Source organism: Pseudomonas sp. KT_2_4 (assembly GCF_041410225.1).
Classification (GTDB): Bacteria; Pseudomonadota; Gammaproteobacteria; order Pseudomonadales; family Pseudomonadaceae; genus Aquipseudomonas; species Aquipseudomonas paracarnis.
Window position 1 is genome coordinate 2,800,603 of the sequence record NZ_CP166962.1, and the last position, 14,685, is coordinate 2,815,287.

At 58.8% G+C, this 14,685-nt stretch carries 15 protein-coding genes and 1 pseudogene; 6 read left to right on the top strand and 10 right to left on the bottom strand.

Annotated elements, in window-relative coordinates; all coding sequences use genetic code 11:
• Positions 1 to 71: 71 nt before the first annotated feature.
• Both antC and AB9N64_RS12980 read left to right on the top strand, forming a co-directional pair.
• Complete coding sequence (gene antC / locus AB9N64_RS12975) at positions 72 to 1,079, top strand: anthranilate 1,2-dioxygenase electron transfer component AntC (protein ID WP_014719912.1); 1,008 nt, start codon at positions 72 to 74, stop codon at positions 1,077 to 1,079.
• A gap of 71 nt (positions 1,080 to 1,150) precedes the next feature.
• Entirely contained in the window at positions 1,151 to 2,551 is a 1,401-nt protein-coding gene (locus AB9N64_RS12980) for an amino acid permease (RefSeq protein WP_044274391.1), read from the top strand.
• A gap of 160 nt (positions 2,552 to 2,711) precedes the next feature.
• On the opposite strand, the gene kynA is transcribed toward AB9N64_RS12980, so the two are convergent.
• Positions 2,712 to 3,569: a tryptophan 2,3-dioxygenase gene (gene kynA / locus AB9N64_RS12985; protein WP_014719914.1), complete on the bottom strand. Its 858-nt coding sequence runs from the start codon at positions 3,567 to 3,569 to the stop codon at positions 2,712 to 2,714.
• On the bottom strand, positions 3,566 to 4,216 hold the full coding sequence (gene kynB, locus AB9N64_RS12990; protein WP_054896995.1) for an arylformamidase: 651 nt from the start codon (positions 4,214 to 4,216) through the stop codon (positions 3,566 to 3,568). Before kynB ends, kynA begins: the two co-directional genes overlap by 4 nt.
• 364 nt (positions 4,217 to 4,580) lie before the next feature.
• On the opposite strand from kynB, the gene AB9N64_RS12995 reads away from it, so the two are divergent.
• Positions 4,581 to 4,925 carry a cupin domain-containing protein gene (locus AB9N64_RS12995; protein WP_003230905.1) on the top strand — a complete coding sequence of 115 codons (345 nt, stop codon included), beginning with the start codon at positions 4,581 to 4,583 and terminating at the stop codon, positions 4,923 to 4,925.
• A gap of 47 nt (positions 4,926 to 4,972) precedes the next feature.
• On the opposite strand, the gene mmsB is transcribed toward AB9N64_RS12995, so the two are convergent.
• Together mmsB and AB9N64_RS13005 are read right to left on the bottom strand one after the other, a co-directional pair.
• A complete protein-coding gene (gene mmsB / locus AB9N64_RS13000) occupies positions 4,973 to 5,860 on the bottom strand; it encodes a 3-hydroxyisobutyrate dehydrogenase (RefSeq protein WP_020302522.1) in 888 nt (295 codons plus the stop codon).
• A gap of 15 nt (positions 5,861 to 5,875) precedes the next feature.
• The gene (locus AB9N64_RS13005; RefSeq protein WP_014719917.1) at positions 5,876 to 7,393 is read right to left on the bottom strand and encodes a CoA-acylating methylmalonate-semialdehyde dehydrogenase; all 1,518 of its coding nucleotides are present in this window, start codon (positions 7,391 to 7,393) and stop codon (positions 5,876 to 5,878) included.
• Positions 7,394 to 7,526: 133 nt separating this feature from the next.
• Here AB9N64_RS13005 and AB9N64_RS13010 point away from each other — a divergent pair, with 133 nt between their 5' ends.
• Both AB9N64_RS13010 and AB9N64_RS13015 read left to right on the top strand, forming a co-directional pair.
• Positions 7,527 to 8,474, top strand: a complete 948-nt coding sequence (locus tag AB9N64_RS13010; RefSeq protein ID WP_014719918.1) for a LysR family transcriptional regulator — start codon at positions 7,527 to 7,529, stop codon at positions 8,472 to 8,474.
• Between the two features lie 330 nt (positions 8,475 to 8,804).
• Entirely contained in the window at positions 8,805 to 9,095 is a 291-nt protein-coding gene (locus tag AB9N64_RS13015) for a DUF3077 domain-containing protein (RefSeq protein ID WP_371360342.1), read from the top strand.
• 45 nt (positions 9,096 to 9,140) lie between these two features.
• Here the strand turns inward: AB9N64_RS13015 and AB9N64_RS13020 are convergent, their stop codons facing one another.
• The 3 genes from AB9N64_RS13020 to AB9N64_RS13030 are packed head-to-tail and all read right to left on the bottom strand — an operon-like array spanning position 9,141 to position 11,937.
• On the bottom strand, positions 9,141 to 10,088 hold the full coding sequence (locus AB9N64_RS13020) for a LysR substrate-binding domain-containing protein (RefSeq protein ID WP_371360343.1): 948 nt from the start codon (positions 10,086 to 10,088) through the stop codon (positions 9,141 to 9,143).
• Complete coding sequence (locus tag AB9N64_RS13025) at positions 10,088 to 10,936, bottom strand: EamA family transporter (protein WP_133634278.1); 849 nt, start codon at positions 10,934 to 10,936, stop codon at positions 10,088 to 10,090. Before AB9N64_RS13025 ends, AB9N64_RS13020 begins: the two co-directional genes overlap by 1 nt.
• Before the next feature lie 53 nt (positions 10,937 to 10,989).
• Positions 10,990 to 11,937 (bottom strand): TauD/TfdA family dioxygenase, encoded by a 948-nt coding sequence (locus tag AB9N64_RS13030; RefSeq protein ID WP_371360344.1) that lies wholly within the window; start codon positions 11,935 to 11,937, stop codon positions 10,990 to 10,992.
• A 148-nt stretch (positions 11,938 to 12,085) separates the two neighbouring features.
• Between AB9N64_RS13030 and AB9N64_RS13035 the strand changes: the two are divergent.
• A pseudogene (locus AB9N64_RS13035) lies at positions 12,086 to 12,181 on the top strand (DUF3077 domain-containing protein); the annotation flags it as partial.
• Between the two features lie 155 nt (positions 12,182 to 12,336).
• Here AB9N64_RS13035 and AB9N64_RS13040 read toward each other — a convergent pair.
• The 3 genes from AB9N64_RS13040 to AB9N64_RS13050 are packed head-to-tail and all read right to left on the bottom strand — an operon-like array spanning position 12,337 to position 14,656.
• A complete protein-coding gene (locus tag AB9N64_RS13040) occupies positions 12,337 to 12,825 on the bottom strand; it encodes an OmpA family protein (protein WP_014719919.1) in 489 nt (162 codons plus the stop codon).
• Between the two features lie 5 nt (positions 12,826 to 12,830).
• On the bottom strand, positions 12,831 to 14,093 hold the full coding sequence (locus AB9N64_RS13045; RefSeq protein ID WP_020302524.1) for a diguanylate cyclase domain-containing protein: 1,263 nt from the start codon (positions 14,091 to 14,093) through the stop codon (positions 12,831 to 12,833).
• Positions 14,090 to 14,656: a YfiR family protein gene (locus tag AB9N64_RS13050; RefSeq protein ID WP_014719921.1), complete on the bottom strand. Its 567-nt coding sequence runs from the start codon at positions 14,654 to 14,656 to the stop codon at positions 14,090 to 14,092. The genes AB9N64_RS13045 and AB9N64_RS13050 overlap by 4 nt, the downstream gene beginning before the upstream one ends.
• Positions 14,657 to 14,685 lie beyond the last annotated feature (29 nt).

The window sequence follows — 14,685 nt, forward strand, 5'->3', positions numbered from 1 at the left end:
GCCGCATCCCTTGTAGGAGCGAGCTCGCTCGCGCCTACAAGGGGTTCATACCTATCCACGGAGTCATGTGAATGAATCACAAAGTGGCCTTCAGCTTTGCCGATGGCAAGACCCTGTTCTTCCCGGTGGGCGCCCATGAAATCCTGTTGGACGCGGCCCTGCGCAACGGCATCAAGATCCCGCTCGATTGCCGCGAAGGTGTGTGCGGCACCTGCCAAGGGCGTTGCGAATCCGGTGAGTACACCCAGGACTACGTCGACGAGGAAGCGCTCTCCAGCCTCGACCTGCAACAGCGCAAGATGCTCAGTTGCCAGACTCGGGTGAAGTCCGACGCCACCTTTTATTTCGACTTTGATTCGAGCCTGTGCAACGCCCCCGGGCCCGTGCAGGTACGCGGCACGGTGAGCGCGGTGCAGCAGGTCTCGACCAGCACCGCCATCTTGCAGGTGCAACTGGACCAGCCACTGGATTTTTTGCCGGGCCAATATGCGCGTCTGTCAGTGCCCGGCACCGATAGCTGGCGCTCCTACTCCTTCGCCAACCGGCCGGGTAATCAGTTGCAGTTCCTGGTACGCCTGCTGCCCGACGGAGTCATGAGCAACTACCTGCGTGAACGCTGCCAGGTAGGTGATGAAATGCTGATGGAGGCGCCCTTGGGTGCGTTTTATCTGCGGCACGTCACCCAACCGCTGGTACTGGTGGCGGGCGGCACCGGGTTGTCGGCGTTGTTGGGCATGCTCGATGAGCTGGTCGTCAACGGCTGCACACAACCTGTGCACCTGTACTACGGCGTGCGCGGCGCCGAAGACTTATGTGAAGCGGCACGTATCCAAGCCTACGCGACGAAAATCCCGAACTTTCGCTACACCGAAGTGCTGAGCGACGCCTCAGCCGAGTGGACGGGCAAACGCGGCTACCTGACCGAACATTTCGACCTGGCCGAATTGCGGGACAGATCGGCGGATATGTACGTGTGCGGCCCCCCTCCAATGGTCGAATCCATCCAACAATGGCTGGCGGATCAGACACTTGATGGCGTTCAGTTGTATTACGAAAAGTTTACGCAGAGTAATATCTGACCCTCAGCAGTTCTGAGGGGCCGATGCGGCGTGCAATCACCCTTGAGAAAAACAAGTAGAAGGGAATTTTAATGGCGGATGACATGGTTAACCCGGTGGGCCTCAAGCGAGGCCTGAAGAACCGGCACATTCAGCTGATCGCCTTGGGAGGTGCGATTGGTACAGGCTTGTTCCTCGGCTCGGCCGGGGTACTCAAGTCGGCGGGGCCGTCGATGATCCTGGGTTATGCGGTAGCCGGGTTTATCGCGTTCCTGATCATGCGCCAGCTCGGCGAGATGATCGTCGAAGAGCCGGTGGCCGGGTCCTTCAGCCACTTCGCACATAAATACTGGGGCGGTTACGCGGGCTTCCTGGCGGGCTGGAACTATTGGGTGCTCTACGTGCTGGTGGGCATGGCCGAACTGACGGCCGTCGGCAAGTACATCCAGTTCTGGTGGCCGGAGATTCCAACCTGGGTCAGCGCGCTGGTGTTCTTCGTCGCGGTGAACCTGATCAACACTCTGAACGTGAAGTTCTTCGGTGAAGCCGAATTCTGGTTTGCGATCATCAAGGTGGTGGCGATTGTCGGCATGATCGTGCTCGGCTGCTACCTGCTGTTCAGCGGCACCGGCGGCCCGCAAGCCTCGGTCAGCAACCTGTGGAGCCACGGTGGGTTCTTCCCCAATGGCGGCATGGGGCTGTTGATGTCCATGGCCTTCATCATGTTCTCGTTCGGTGGCCTGGAACTGGTCGGCATCACCGCCGCCGAAGCCAGCGAACCACGCAAGGTGATCCCCAAAGCGATCAACCAGGTGGTGTACCGCATTCTAATTTTCTACGTCGGTGCGCTGACCGTGCTGTTGTCGCTGTACCCGTGGGATCAACTGCTGCAAACCCTCGGCGCGTCGGGCGATGCCTACAGCGGCAGCCCGTTTGTGCAGATCTTCTCGCTGATCGGCAACGACACCGCCGCCCACATCCTCAACTTCGTGGTGCTGACCGCGGCGTTGTCGGTGTACAACAGCGGCGTGTACTGCAACAGCCGCATGCTGTTCGGCCTGGCCGAACAAGGGGATGCGCCCAAGGCGCTGATGAAGCTCAACAAGCAAGGCGTGCCGCTACGGGCGTTGGCGATTTCGGCGTTGGTGACGATGCTGTGCGTGGTGGTCAACTACGTCGCGCCGCACAGTGCGCTGGAGTTGCTGTTTGCCCTGGTGGTCGCGTCGCTGATGATCAACTGGGCATTGATCAGCCTGACCCATATCAAGTTCCGCAAGGCCATGGGCGAGCAAGGCGTGACGCCGTCGTTCAAGACCTTCTGGTTCCCGTTCAGCAACTACCTGTGCCTGGCGTTCATGGTGATGATCATTGGCGTGATGCTGGCGATTCCGGGGATTCGCGAGTCGGTGTATGCGATGCCGGTGTGGGTAGGGATTATCTACATCGCCTATCGGTTTCGGATCAGAAACGGGAAGGTTGCCGTGGCGCAGTAACCCCTGTGGGAGCGGGCTTGCCCGCGATTGCGGCGTGTCAGCCAATGGATGAGCCGACTGATACACCGCCATCGCAGCGATGCGGCGACCCGACAAGCCAGCTCCCACAATTGACTGTATTTCACCTAGAAAAAAGCCCCGGTAATCCGGGGCTTTTTTATTAGAGCGTGGAACGTACTCGCCAGAGTTCAGGGAACAGTACCGTGTCGAGCATCTTGCGCAGGTACCCCACGCCTTCAGTACCACCAGTACCCGGCTGAAAGCCGATGATGCGCTCCACCGTGGTGACATGCCGGAAGCGCCATTGGCGGAACGAATCTTCCAGGTCGATAAACTTCTCGGCCAACTGATACAAATCCCAGTAACGGCTCGGGTCGCGATATACCTCGCGCCAGGCAGCTTCCACCGAGTCATCGTGCACCGTGGCGGCGGTCGGGTCGCGCTCGGCGCGTTTGGGATCAATCGCCAACCCCGCCTTGACCATCAGGTTTACGGCCTCGTCATACAACGACGGCGTGGCAATCGCCACCTGCAATTGCTGCAGCAACTCCGGGCGATGAGCATGGGGCCGCAGCAGCGCCGGGCTTTTGTTGCCGAGGATGAATTCGATCTCGCGGTACTGAAACGACTGGAACCCCGACGACTGCCCCAGGAACGGGCGAATCGCCTTGTATTCCGACGGGGTCATGGTCGCCAGCACCGCCCAGGCGTGCACCAGTTGATCGAAGATCCGCGACACCCGCGCCAGCATCTTGAACGCCGGTGGCAGCTCACCCAGGCGCACATGTTCCCTGGCAGCCTTGAGTTCGTGCAGCATCAATTTCATCCACAGCTCCGAGGTCTGGTGCTGGATGATGAAGAGCATTTCGTTGTGATCCGGCGACAGCGGGTGCTGGGCGCTGAGGACTTTGCCCAGGTCCAGGTAATCGCCATAGCTCATGGACTCGGAAAAATTCAGTTCGGCGTTATGCCATTCTTCCGGCGGTTGGTAATCAGCTGAGAAAGGACATTGGCTCATCGCGTGGGCTCCTTGAGCGGGCGGAGAATGGCGCGCACGGGGCTCGCGTCCAGGTTGGCGAAGCGCAGCGGCAGCGCGATCAGTTCATAGTCGCCCTCCGGTACGTCATCGAGCACGATGCCTTCGAGGATCGCCATGCCATGGCGCGCCACAGCGTTGTGCGAATCCATGGTCTTGGATTGCTGCGGGTCCAGGGACGGCGTATCGATACCGATCAGACGCACACCCAGGCCGGCGAGCAGCTCAATGGTTCGCGGAGCGATGGCAGTGAAATTCGAATCCCATTCAGTCAGTGGCGCTTGTGGATAAGTACGCAGCAGCACGCGCTCGGGCAGGTTATCCAAACGCCCTTGCAACTGATGGGGCTCAACCAACGCGCCGCTGCCCAGGCAATGCAATACCCGGCAAGGGCCCATGTACACATCCAGCGATACCTCGCCAATCGGCGCGCCATCAGCGCTGTAATGCAGCGGCGCATCCACATGGGCACCGGTGTGCGGCGACAGGGTGACGCGCCCCACATTTACCGGACACTCGGGGCCGAACTGCCACACGCGCTCCTCCTGGAACGGCGTATCGCCCGGCCAGGTCGGGGTGGCCGTGCTCAAGGGCGGGCTGATATCCCACCACGTTTTTATTGGGTTCATTGCAAGGCTCTCACTCGTTACTGAGGTGAATGATACGAGGGAGGGATGTGAATTTTCTTGCGAATTCTGGCGCGACACGGGAAATCTTTCGCAGTTACTGCGAGGAAACAGCGGTTTGATGCACAGATCTGTCGCTCAGATACACCAAGACCTCCTGTGGGAGCCGGGCTTGCCCGCGATAGCGGAGTGTCAGGCAATGGAGATGCTTGTTGTGCCAGCGTCATCGCGGGCAAGCCCGGCTCCCACAGGGGACTGCGGTGTTCAGGTGACTGCGCTTCTGGGCATCCCAATGTCGAGTTCAGACCACTGGCGCAACGCCCGAGGCCTTAGGGTTGAGCTTTCCCTTCCCTGCCTCGGAGTCATCATGTCCAAGCCCATCACCGTACTGCGCGACACCCACCCACTGCCGGTCCTGGATGCCTGCAAATGGGAAAAGCTCGAAGGCGACCCGCACACCGTCAACCTCAACGCCTACACCAGCGAAGACGGCAGCAAGATCATGGGCACCTGGATCTGCACGCCGGGCAAGTGGTACGTGGAATACGTGAAGTGGGAATACTGCCATTTCCAGGAAGGCTACTGCGTGATCACGCCTGAAGGCATGGAGCCGATCCACTTGCGGGCTGGGGATATCTTTGTGGTGGAACCGGGGATGAAAGGAACGTGGGAAGTGGTCGAGACGGTGCGTAAGTATTTTGTGTTTGCCTGACCCAGCAAAACCTGTGGCGAGGGAGCTTGCTCCCTCGCCACAGGTTTTTATTTGGGCTTGCGATAGCTGTTGATGATCGCCGAGAAGTCCTTGCCCCCTTCCCCACGCTGGCTCATCGATTGATACAGCTGCTGGGCCACTGCGCCGAGGATCACCGGCTGGTGCACCTGGCGTGCAGCTTCGGTGGCCAGGCCTAAATCCTTGAGCATCAGGTCGGCACCAAAACCACCGGTATAGCCACGCGATGATGGCGCGGTCTCGATCACGCCTGGCCAAGGATTGTAGGTATCGGAACTCCAGCAGCGCCCCGTGGAGCTGTTGATGATGCCGGCCAGCACTTGTGTATCAATGCCAAGTGCATCGCCCAGGGCCATGGCTTCACTGACGCCGACCATGCTGATACCCAGCAGCAGGTTGTTGCAGATCTTGGCGATTTGCCCCGTGCCGACATCACCACAGTGCACGATGTTGCGGCCCATCTGCGCCAGCACCGGTTGCAGGGTGGCGAACAATTCCGGGTTGGCTCCGACCATGAAGGTCAGCGTCCCCGCCTGGGCACCGCCGGTGCCACCGGAGACCGGCGCATCGGCCACGTCCACGCCTTGTTTGGCTGCCGCAGCCGCTACTTCACGGATGGTTTGCGGGTCAATGGTGCTGCAATCCACGGCGGGGATGCCTTTGCCGATGCCGGCGAGTACACCGTCTTCATTCAGCCACACGCTGCGCACGTGGGCGGCGGCCGGCAGCATGGTAATCACCAGTTCGGCGCCCTGGGCCGCATCACGCGGCGAGCTGCTGATGGTGCCGCCCAGTTCGGCGAGTTCCTTGAGTACCGCCTGGTTCAGGTCGAACAGGTTAAGCGCGTGCCCAGCCTTGATCAGGTTGCGGGCCATGGGCGCACCCATGTTGCCCAGGCCGATAAATGCAATCTTCATGATCGTCTCCCAGGTTCAGCGCAGGTTAATGGTAGTGTTGACGCCATCGTTGACCGTGTCATCGTCGAACCAGCGGCTGGTGACGGTTTTGGTCTGAGTGTAGAACTGCACCACTTGCTTGCCGTAAGGGCCCAGGTCGCCGAGCTTGGAACCGCGGGAGCCGGTGAAGCTGAAGAACGGCACTGGCACCGGGATGGGGATGTTGATGCCGACCTGGCCCACATCGATTTCGCTCTGGAATTTACGCGCCGCCGCACCGCTCTGGGTGAACAGACCTGTGCCGTTGCCGAACGGGTTGGCGTTGACCAGGGCGATGGCTTGATCGAGGGTGTCGACTTCCAGCACCACCAGCACCGGGCCGAAGATTTCCTCGGTGTAGATGCGCATGTCGGTGGTCACGCCCGAAAAAAGAGTCGGGCCGACAAAGTTACCTTGTTCGAAGCCCGGCACCTTGATATCGCGGCCATCCAGCTCCAGCTTGGCGCCTTCTTTCACGCCGCTTTCGATCAGTTCAAGGATGCGTGCCTTGGCGCGCTTGGAAATCACCGGGCCGACATCCGTGCCGGCTTCGCTGCCTGCATTGACCTTGAGCTTTTGTGCCAACGCCTTGAGATCTGGCAGCCACTGCTTGGCCGCACCCACCAGCACCACCACCGAGGTGGCCATGCAACGCTGGCCCGCCGCGCCGAAACCGGCGCCGACCAGGGCGTTGAGGGTGTGCTCGCGGTTGGCATCCGGCAGCACCACCGCATGGTTCTTGGCGCCCATCATCGATTGGACGCGTTTGCCGTGCTTGCCTGCCAGGTCATAGACATGGGTGCCGACGGCCGTCGAACCGACGAAGGACACCGCCTTGATGTCTTTGTGGGTGCACAGTGCATCCACCACGCTCTTGCCGCCATGCACCACGTTGAGCACGCCGGCCGGTACGCCGGCTTCCAGCGCCAGCTCCACCAGGAGCATGGTCGACAACGGGTCCTGCTCGGACGGCTTGAGTACAAAGGTGTTACCGCAGGCAATCGCCATCGGGAACATCCACAGCGGAATCATCGCCGGGAAGTTGAACGGGGTGATGCCGGCGCACACGCCGATAGGCTGGCGCAGGGTGTAGGTATCCACGCCGCCGGCCACGTTCTCGGCGAACTCGCCCATTTGCAGGGTGCCGATGGAACAGGCGTGTTCGACCACTTCCAGTCCACGGAAAATATCGCCCTCGGCATCGGCAATGGTTTTGCCCTGCTCGGCGCTGAGGACTACAGCAATGCGCTTGGAATGTTCGCGGATCAAGGCTTGCAGCTTGAGCATGATGCGCATGCGCGCGCCGATCGGTGTCAGCTTCCAGGTCTGGAAAGCGCGATGGGCAGCGTCAATGGCGGCGTTGACTTCATCGGCAGTGGCGAACGGGACTTTGGCCAGCACTTGCTGGGTGGCCGGGTTAACGATGTCTTGCCACTCGGTGGTTTTGGACTCGACCCACTCGCCGTTGATCAGCAACTTGACCTGTTGCACGGAAATATCGGCAGATGCGTTCATGTGGTCTCCAGAATCTTATCGTTATGCAGAGAACCAAGGCGTTGAATCGCCTTGAAGAATGAGGCGTTCGGACTGTTTTTGGAGTATAGATGTGCAAATCTCTAATAAGAACGCACATAAAATCCGGTCCAATATGCAAAAAAACATCACCTCCCTGGGCGCCCTGAACTGGGATGACCTGAAGTTTTTCCTCGAAGTGGCGCGCACCCGCAAGGCCAGCGTGGCCGCCAAGCGCCTGGCGGTGGACTACACCACCGTGTCGCGACGCATCAGTTCACTGGAAGTGTCCCTCGGCACGCTGCTGTTCGAAAAATCCCGGACCAACGGCTTCGTGCTCACCAGCGAAGGCCAGCGGTTGCTGGGTTATGCCGAATCCATCGAAAGCACACTGCACATGGCCTGCGAACAGGTGTCCGGGTCCGGCGTGGCACTGTCGGGCCATGTGCGCATGGGTTGCACCGAAGGCTTCGGCAGCTTCTTCGTCACCCCGCAACTGAGCCATTTCGTCGACACTTATCCCGCGATCTCGGTGGACATCCTGCCCCTGCCCCACTTCATCAGCCTGTCCAAGCGCGAAGCCGACATCGTCATCGCCCTGGAACGCCCGGAACACGGACCGTATGTGTGCTGCAAACTGTGCGACTACAAACTGCAGCTGTACGCCACCCAGGACTACCTCGACCAACACCCGCCGATTCGCACACCTGCGGACTTGGCCGAACATCCATTTATCAGCTACGTGGATGACCTGGCGTTCAGCTCGGAGCTGCTGTACCTGGCCAACGTCGTGCCCGGCGCCAGCGCGAGTTTGCGCAGCACCAGCGTGATCGCGCAGTACGTGGCGGCGCAGCAAGGCCGGTCGATGGCGATATTGCCGTGCTTTCTGGCAGCGCAGGACCCGCGGTTGTTGCCGGTGCTGGGGGAGCAGATCGCGATTACGCGACAGTTCTGGATGTATTGCCGGGAGGATTTGAGGAAGTTGAAGCGGATTACGTTGTTGTGGGATTACATCCGGGAAGTGACGGAGCAGAATCAGGGGTTGTTGATGGGGGAGACGCGGGAGATCAGGTTTGCGGATTAAAGCGCCATCAACGACGATTCGCTTTAAATTGCAGGACGTTTCCTAGAGAATCCCTGGCCTATTGCGCCATAGGATTTGAGTGTCTAGCCTCCTCGGGTCGCTGCAAAACAGCGGCTGGGTTTAGCGACCCGAGAAACGTAGGTTCAACGCCCTAAATCACCCTGGCTAGCCATTTTGCTCGCCTTATCGTGTTATGGCGGCTGTGCGCGGGAGACCTTCGGGTCTACCGGGTTCCTAGGTTACCGGTTCGCTAACCCGCGCACAGCTGCCACCTTTCCATGTTTAGCGACATGCCGTGGCGGTTTCTACTTATTAACCTAAGGAAAAACCATGTCCAAGATCGTTCCCGATCCACCGCTTTCCTCCATCATCACCCTCGGCTTAGTCACCTTCGGCGACTACGGCGAAAACCAAAAACCACTGCTCCGCGTTAATTCCGGCATGCCGATTGAGGAAGCATTGGAACACGCCTCCACCCTACTTTTTTACTCCAAGAAACTCGCGATGGAAGCCGCCATGGATGTGCGCGGTGAGCAATATGCATGGGCTGCGCATTATCTGTGTGAGATGGGCAAGGCCGTGGTGGATGACTTAACGCAGGCGATGACGCCGGGCCGTTAAGCGAATACCGTTTGAATGCGGGAGGAGCCTTGCTCCTTCCCACATTTAAACCGCGCCAGCCCCGGCAATTTGCGGATACCGAGCCTGAACTTCGCGCAGAAACTCACCCGCGCTGTTCTTGAGCCATTCAATCAGCCGAGCAATATCCGGCTCCGACTGACGCCCGTTTCGACAAATGACGTAGTAGGCCGCAGGGGACATCATCACAGGGCTATTCAACGCAACTAACGCACCGTCTTCCAGTTGGTCATACACCAACGCAGTCCTGCCCAGCGCAATCCCTCCGCCCTTCACCGCCAGGCTGATCGCCAAGCTCGAATCCGGAAATCTCGGCCCATGGTGATAAGGCGGCGCCGCCAGCCCCTGAAACGCAAACCAACTTTCCCATCCCGGACACACCTGATCGTCCACCCGATGAATCAGCGGATTGCGGGCGACATCCTCCAGCGCGATATCACCCTTCAACCGCAGAAACTCCGGCGAACAAACGGGGAACACCGCATCGCGCATCAGTAATTCGACATGATGATCCGGGTAGTCGCCGTACCCCATCACCACCGCGACATCATATTGATGAGCCTCCAGGCTGGCGCGGTTCATGTCGGCGCTGGTCAACACCAGATCTAGATTGAATGAGGCCTCAGTGTGAGAACCGTGCATCCTGGGGATCAGCCATGTCGAACAGAGAGAAGACGTGCATGAGAGGTACAGCGGTTGGGATTTACCGGGGTTGAGTGAATGCAGCACCCCATCCAGCGATTTGAAGAAACCATCGGTAACCGGCAACAAAGCCTGCCCTGCCACCGTCAGTTTGACGCCACGCGAGTGCCGCTCAAACAACGACACGCCCCACCACTCCTCCAAGCCCGCAATTTGATGGCTAATGGCACTGGAGGTGAGGTTAAGCTCAGACGCTGCACGCGCAAAGCTACCGGCTTGCGCAGCGCTGACGAACGCTTGAAGCATAGGAGTGGGTGGCGGACGCTGGGCCATCAGGTGCTCACTTTGATCAAGATGATCCCGCAAACAATGACGAACGCCGAAAGCATCCGTCGCCAACCGAACCGTTCATGAAAGAACAGCGCGGCAATAATGGCGCCGATAATAACACTGGTTTCCCGCAGAGCTGAGACCTTGGCCACCGCGTCCAGCGACAAGGCAAACAACACCAATCCGTAAGACGCCAGGTAAAAAACACCGCCTAATAGCCCAACTCGCCAGTGCCCACGTATCGCACGAGCCAAGGTTGAACGCTCTTTGGAAAACGCCAGCATCGGGATCGGGATACTTTGGAATACTGTCAGGTAAATAATGTACTGCAGCACCGTCTCACTGGCTCTTACACCTTTAGCATCCACCACCGTGTAAGACGCAATAAACGCACCGGCGCACACCGCCATCAGGATCGGCTTGAATATCTGCGCCGTCATCCTGCGCACAAAGGTCAAGCTGATAATCCCCACACAAATCAGCATCACTCCCGTCAACGCCTGGGAGGACAACTGTTCATGCAGCAGAAAGTAAGAAAACAGCACGACCAATACGGGCGGCACCCCACGCATCACCGGGTAAACCTGACCGAAGTCACCCGTTTCGTACGCTTTAATCAAAAATAGCCGGTAGACCGTATTGAGCACCACAGAGACGAGTATATAGCCCCATACCTCCAGGCTAGGCACACTGACAAACGGCAACGCCAGCAGGCATATCACTAGCGCGGTGCCGTCGACCATGGCCAAGGTCATGAAGCGACTGCTACCGGCGCGAACTACGGCATTCCAAGTGGCGTGCATAAAGGCAGAGACCAAGACCAACGTGATCGCAATATCGGAGGTGTCCATGGGGCTCGGCTTATGGCGGATATGGGAGGACTTACGTTATGAATACCGAAGCATCATTGTTTGCGTAACCACAGCCGTAGCATATAACGATTCAGATCACTCAAAGGCTCAGCATCATTGATCTCGGAACGAGGAGCGTTCATATCAATGAAGTTCGTACGCGTATGCAGAAACTTGTTATCGGCTGAAATAAGCACTTGCCCTGGCTCCAGCAGTACTCGATGCTGAACCGATGACTGATCGAGAACAGTATCCAGAAAGTCCAGTGCCTGGGTTTGAGCTGCTGTTAAAGGCACTCCTGCCTTAAGGTGAGCTGACTCAATGTAGACTCGAAAGTATCTGATCAGTGGAATACCTTCACTGGAAAAGTAGAGGATGGGGGCTTTAAACAGTTGCTCATCCTCTGACATGCCGCGATTCTCAAAAAAGAAGTCGCATTTGAGCTCTTCCAATACGTCTGGGAACGCCATCAACTCCGCGTATACCGCGCTTGCATCGATGAGAATGCTCTCACCTCCTAAAAGTGCTTTCTGTCCACAGGCCAGGATCAAGTAATCGATAGGCAGCGGGTCGCTCACACCATCGTTATGTATATAGGCGCCTTGACGGGTCTGATGGTATCTCGCACCTACCTCAATGCTTTTGCCACCTCGGTCATAAACCTCAATCACTTTATGACCAAGATGATTCTGTACCATTGGGACACCGAGTAAGGAACTGAATGTCCACACCAGAGATTTGAACGTTGAAAGTTTATCCACCTTAAAGCCATCGAGAATCAAGACATGACTTTCATGATCGATCATATTTCGTATTCTATTCAGCTCCTCTCTCAGCACGCTTGACTGTAAAGGATTAATGTAAGCGACCTTGGTATCGAATCTAACACCTTGACTTACAGTCTCGAATAACTCCCTTACCGTCAATAGCTCAGCAAATGCATCTTTTGAAAGCCTGACTTTAGATACTCCCTGGCGAAAATGACTGACATTCATATTCATCGCAATCCTGTACGGTAGTTACTCATAGCGTCCATTTAACTAAGCCCACCATTTGCGAAAAAGCGAAACTTCATCAGCCCAGCCATTAAAATTCGTCATGACAGGTTTTTCCTACAGAGAAAACTCCTAATGGTCGTTGGTAGGTTTTCGCGGCGACCAATACGCATGGGCCGCGCATTATCTGTATGAGAGGGGCAAAGCCGTGGTGGATGACTTGCCGCAGGCGATGACACCGAGCCGTTGAGCGAACAATCTCGCGAGCACACCGCAGAACAAATGTGGGAGGGGGCTTGCTCCCGATATAGGTGTGTCAGTCACCAGTTGTATTGGCTGACACACGGCTATCGGGGGCCTCCTCCCACAATAGATTGCGTTTCGGGTTGAGGCGGGCGAATTGCCTTAGTCCGCGATTACTACAATTGACACCCGGCGATTCTCGGTGCGGCCTGCTGTGGTCGTATTCGGCGCCACCGGCTCGCTGCTGCCCAGGCCGCGCAGTTGGATGTTTTCTTCTTTCATGCCCACGCGGGTCAGCACCTTGCCCACGCTTTTGGCGCGGCGCAGGGACAGTGCCACGTTGTAGGGTTCTTTGCCGGAGGCGTCGGTGTGGCCGTCGACACGCACACGCTCGATACCCGCGCCTACCAGGGCCTGGCCGATGCGTTCGACGATGTCGGTGCTGGGTTTGTTGAGGGTTTCGACGTCACTGCCAAACAGCACTTTGCCGGACAGGCCGAAGGCCCAGCCTTCATCGGTCAGCTCGAAGCCTTGTTGTTTGAGCACGGCGACTTGCGCCGGGGTCAGGCCTTTGGGTGGCGTCTGGCAGCCGCTGAGGGCCAGGAAAGCGACGAGTAAAGAAACAAATAAAATGCGTGTGTTAGCGAACAAGGGAATCAACTCCTGTGTTGAACGTTGACGACGGGATGCTCCGACTCCGCCGTTTGCTGGCCGCCCGAGGACAATCGTTTGGCCTGGTACATCGCCGCGTCGGCGGCGTTGAGCAAGGTGCCGGGAGTGGCGCCATGCTCGGGATAAATGGCAATACCGATGCTGAGGGAGGTCAACACCTGGGTATCACCTGGCAGGGGGATCGGCATGTCCATGCTGGCAATGATTTTGTCGGCGATGCGATGGGCGTCTTCGGCCTTGTGCAGGGGCGCCAGTAATACCGCGAATTCATCACCGCCCAGGCGCGCCACCAGGTCGTCCTCGCGCAGTTGCGCCCGCACGCGGTCGGCAACGGCCACCAGCACGGCATCGCCAGCGGCGTGACCGAAGCTGTCGTTGATGTCTTTGAAGCGGTCGCTGTCGAGGAACAACACCGCCACCCGCTCGTTGACCTTGGCGGCGCTGCGCAAGGCGCGGATCAGCCGGCCTTCGAAGAACGCGCGGTTGGGCAGGCCGGTGAGGCTGTCGTGGCTGGCCTGGTGGGCCAGGGTTTCGTTTTCGCTTTGCAGGTGGCTTTGCCAAGCCTCCATCTCACCGAGCAGGGCATTGAAGTCGCTGCCCAGGCTGTCGAGCTCGGCGATCTGCGCCGAGGGTACGCGGCGGTCGAAGTCTCGTTCGCTGCGGGCGGCGTGGGCGACGGCGGCCAGGCGTTGCAATGGCACGGTGATGCCATTCAATAGACGCCGCGACAGGTGCAATGCCACCCAGGCGCTGAGCGCTGTGCAGATCAAAATCCCGACCAGACCGCTGAGCAAAAAGCGCAACAGGCTGCCACCGTGGCCGACCAGGTGGATGCTGCCGACAGTTTGCCCCTGGCGCAGAATCGGCTGGCTGATGGGCTGTTCGAGCAGGGCGTGCGCTATTTGCAGCTCGACCCGTGACAACATGCCGGTTTCCGGGCGAACCCAGCGCGCCAGCAGCTTGCCGTTGATATCAAATACTTCTGCCTGGGCCACTTCTTCGGTGGAGGCAATCAGGCTCAGGGCTTCGGTGGCCGCCGCGCTATCGTTGAACACCACGGCCGCTTCCACGGTGTAGTTGATGGAGCGGGCGATCAGGTGCAGGTTGTGCTCGGCGTAAACCCGCAGGGCCAGCACGCCGAGCAGGGTCAGGGAAACACTGGCCAGGGTCACCGCTACCAGCGCCAGGATCATATGCCCGCGGGCAATCACCGAACGCAGGGTCGGCCGCACTTTATCGCGGCTCATGAGCCAGGCGCTCGACGGCGAGACAACTGCAACACACTGGGATGGATACGCACGCCGCTGCGGGCGACGGAATCCAGATTGACCTCGAATGACACCTGCTCATCGCTGACCCGCAGGCAGAACAGGCTGCCCACCGTGCATTGGTCGCCCCCTTCGCTGATGCTGAGCACAGGGTGGCCAATCAACGAAGTAAACAGGCGGTTGCGTTCGTCAGGCGTGATTTTGCCGATGTAGATGGCGTCGCAGGCATTGACGATATCCGGATGATCGACCAGCAGGCGCCGCACCCGCACCGGACGACCGGTGGCCTGGGTAGTGCCTTTGACCAGGTCATCGGTGTACTGAGTCGGCCCGACAATGCACAGCCGCAATTGCGCAGGCTCCACCGGCCACCGCGCGTAGCTGAGAATACCCAGCACGACCTGGGTGACCGCCTGGGCGCGCTGCTCGGCGAGGCTGGGCGTCTGCGCCCATACCTGCGGCGCGAGCAGGCACAGAACCGCCACCCGCAACATGCGTCTCCAGCTCAAACTGCGCTCTGTGGGCGAGACAGCCACGTTCATGCAGCACTTCTCTCAGGTATTTTCCAGGG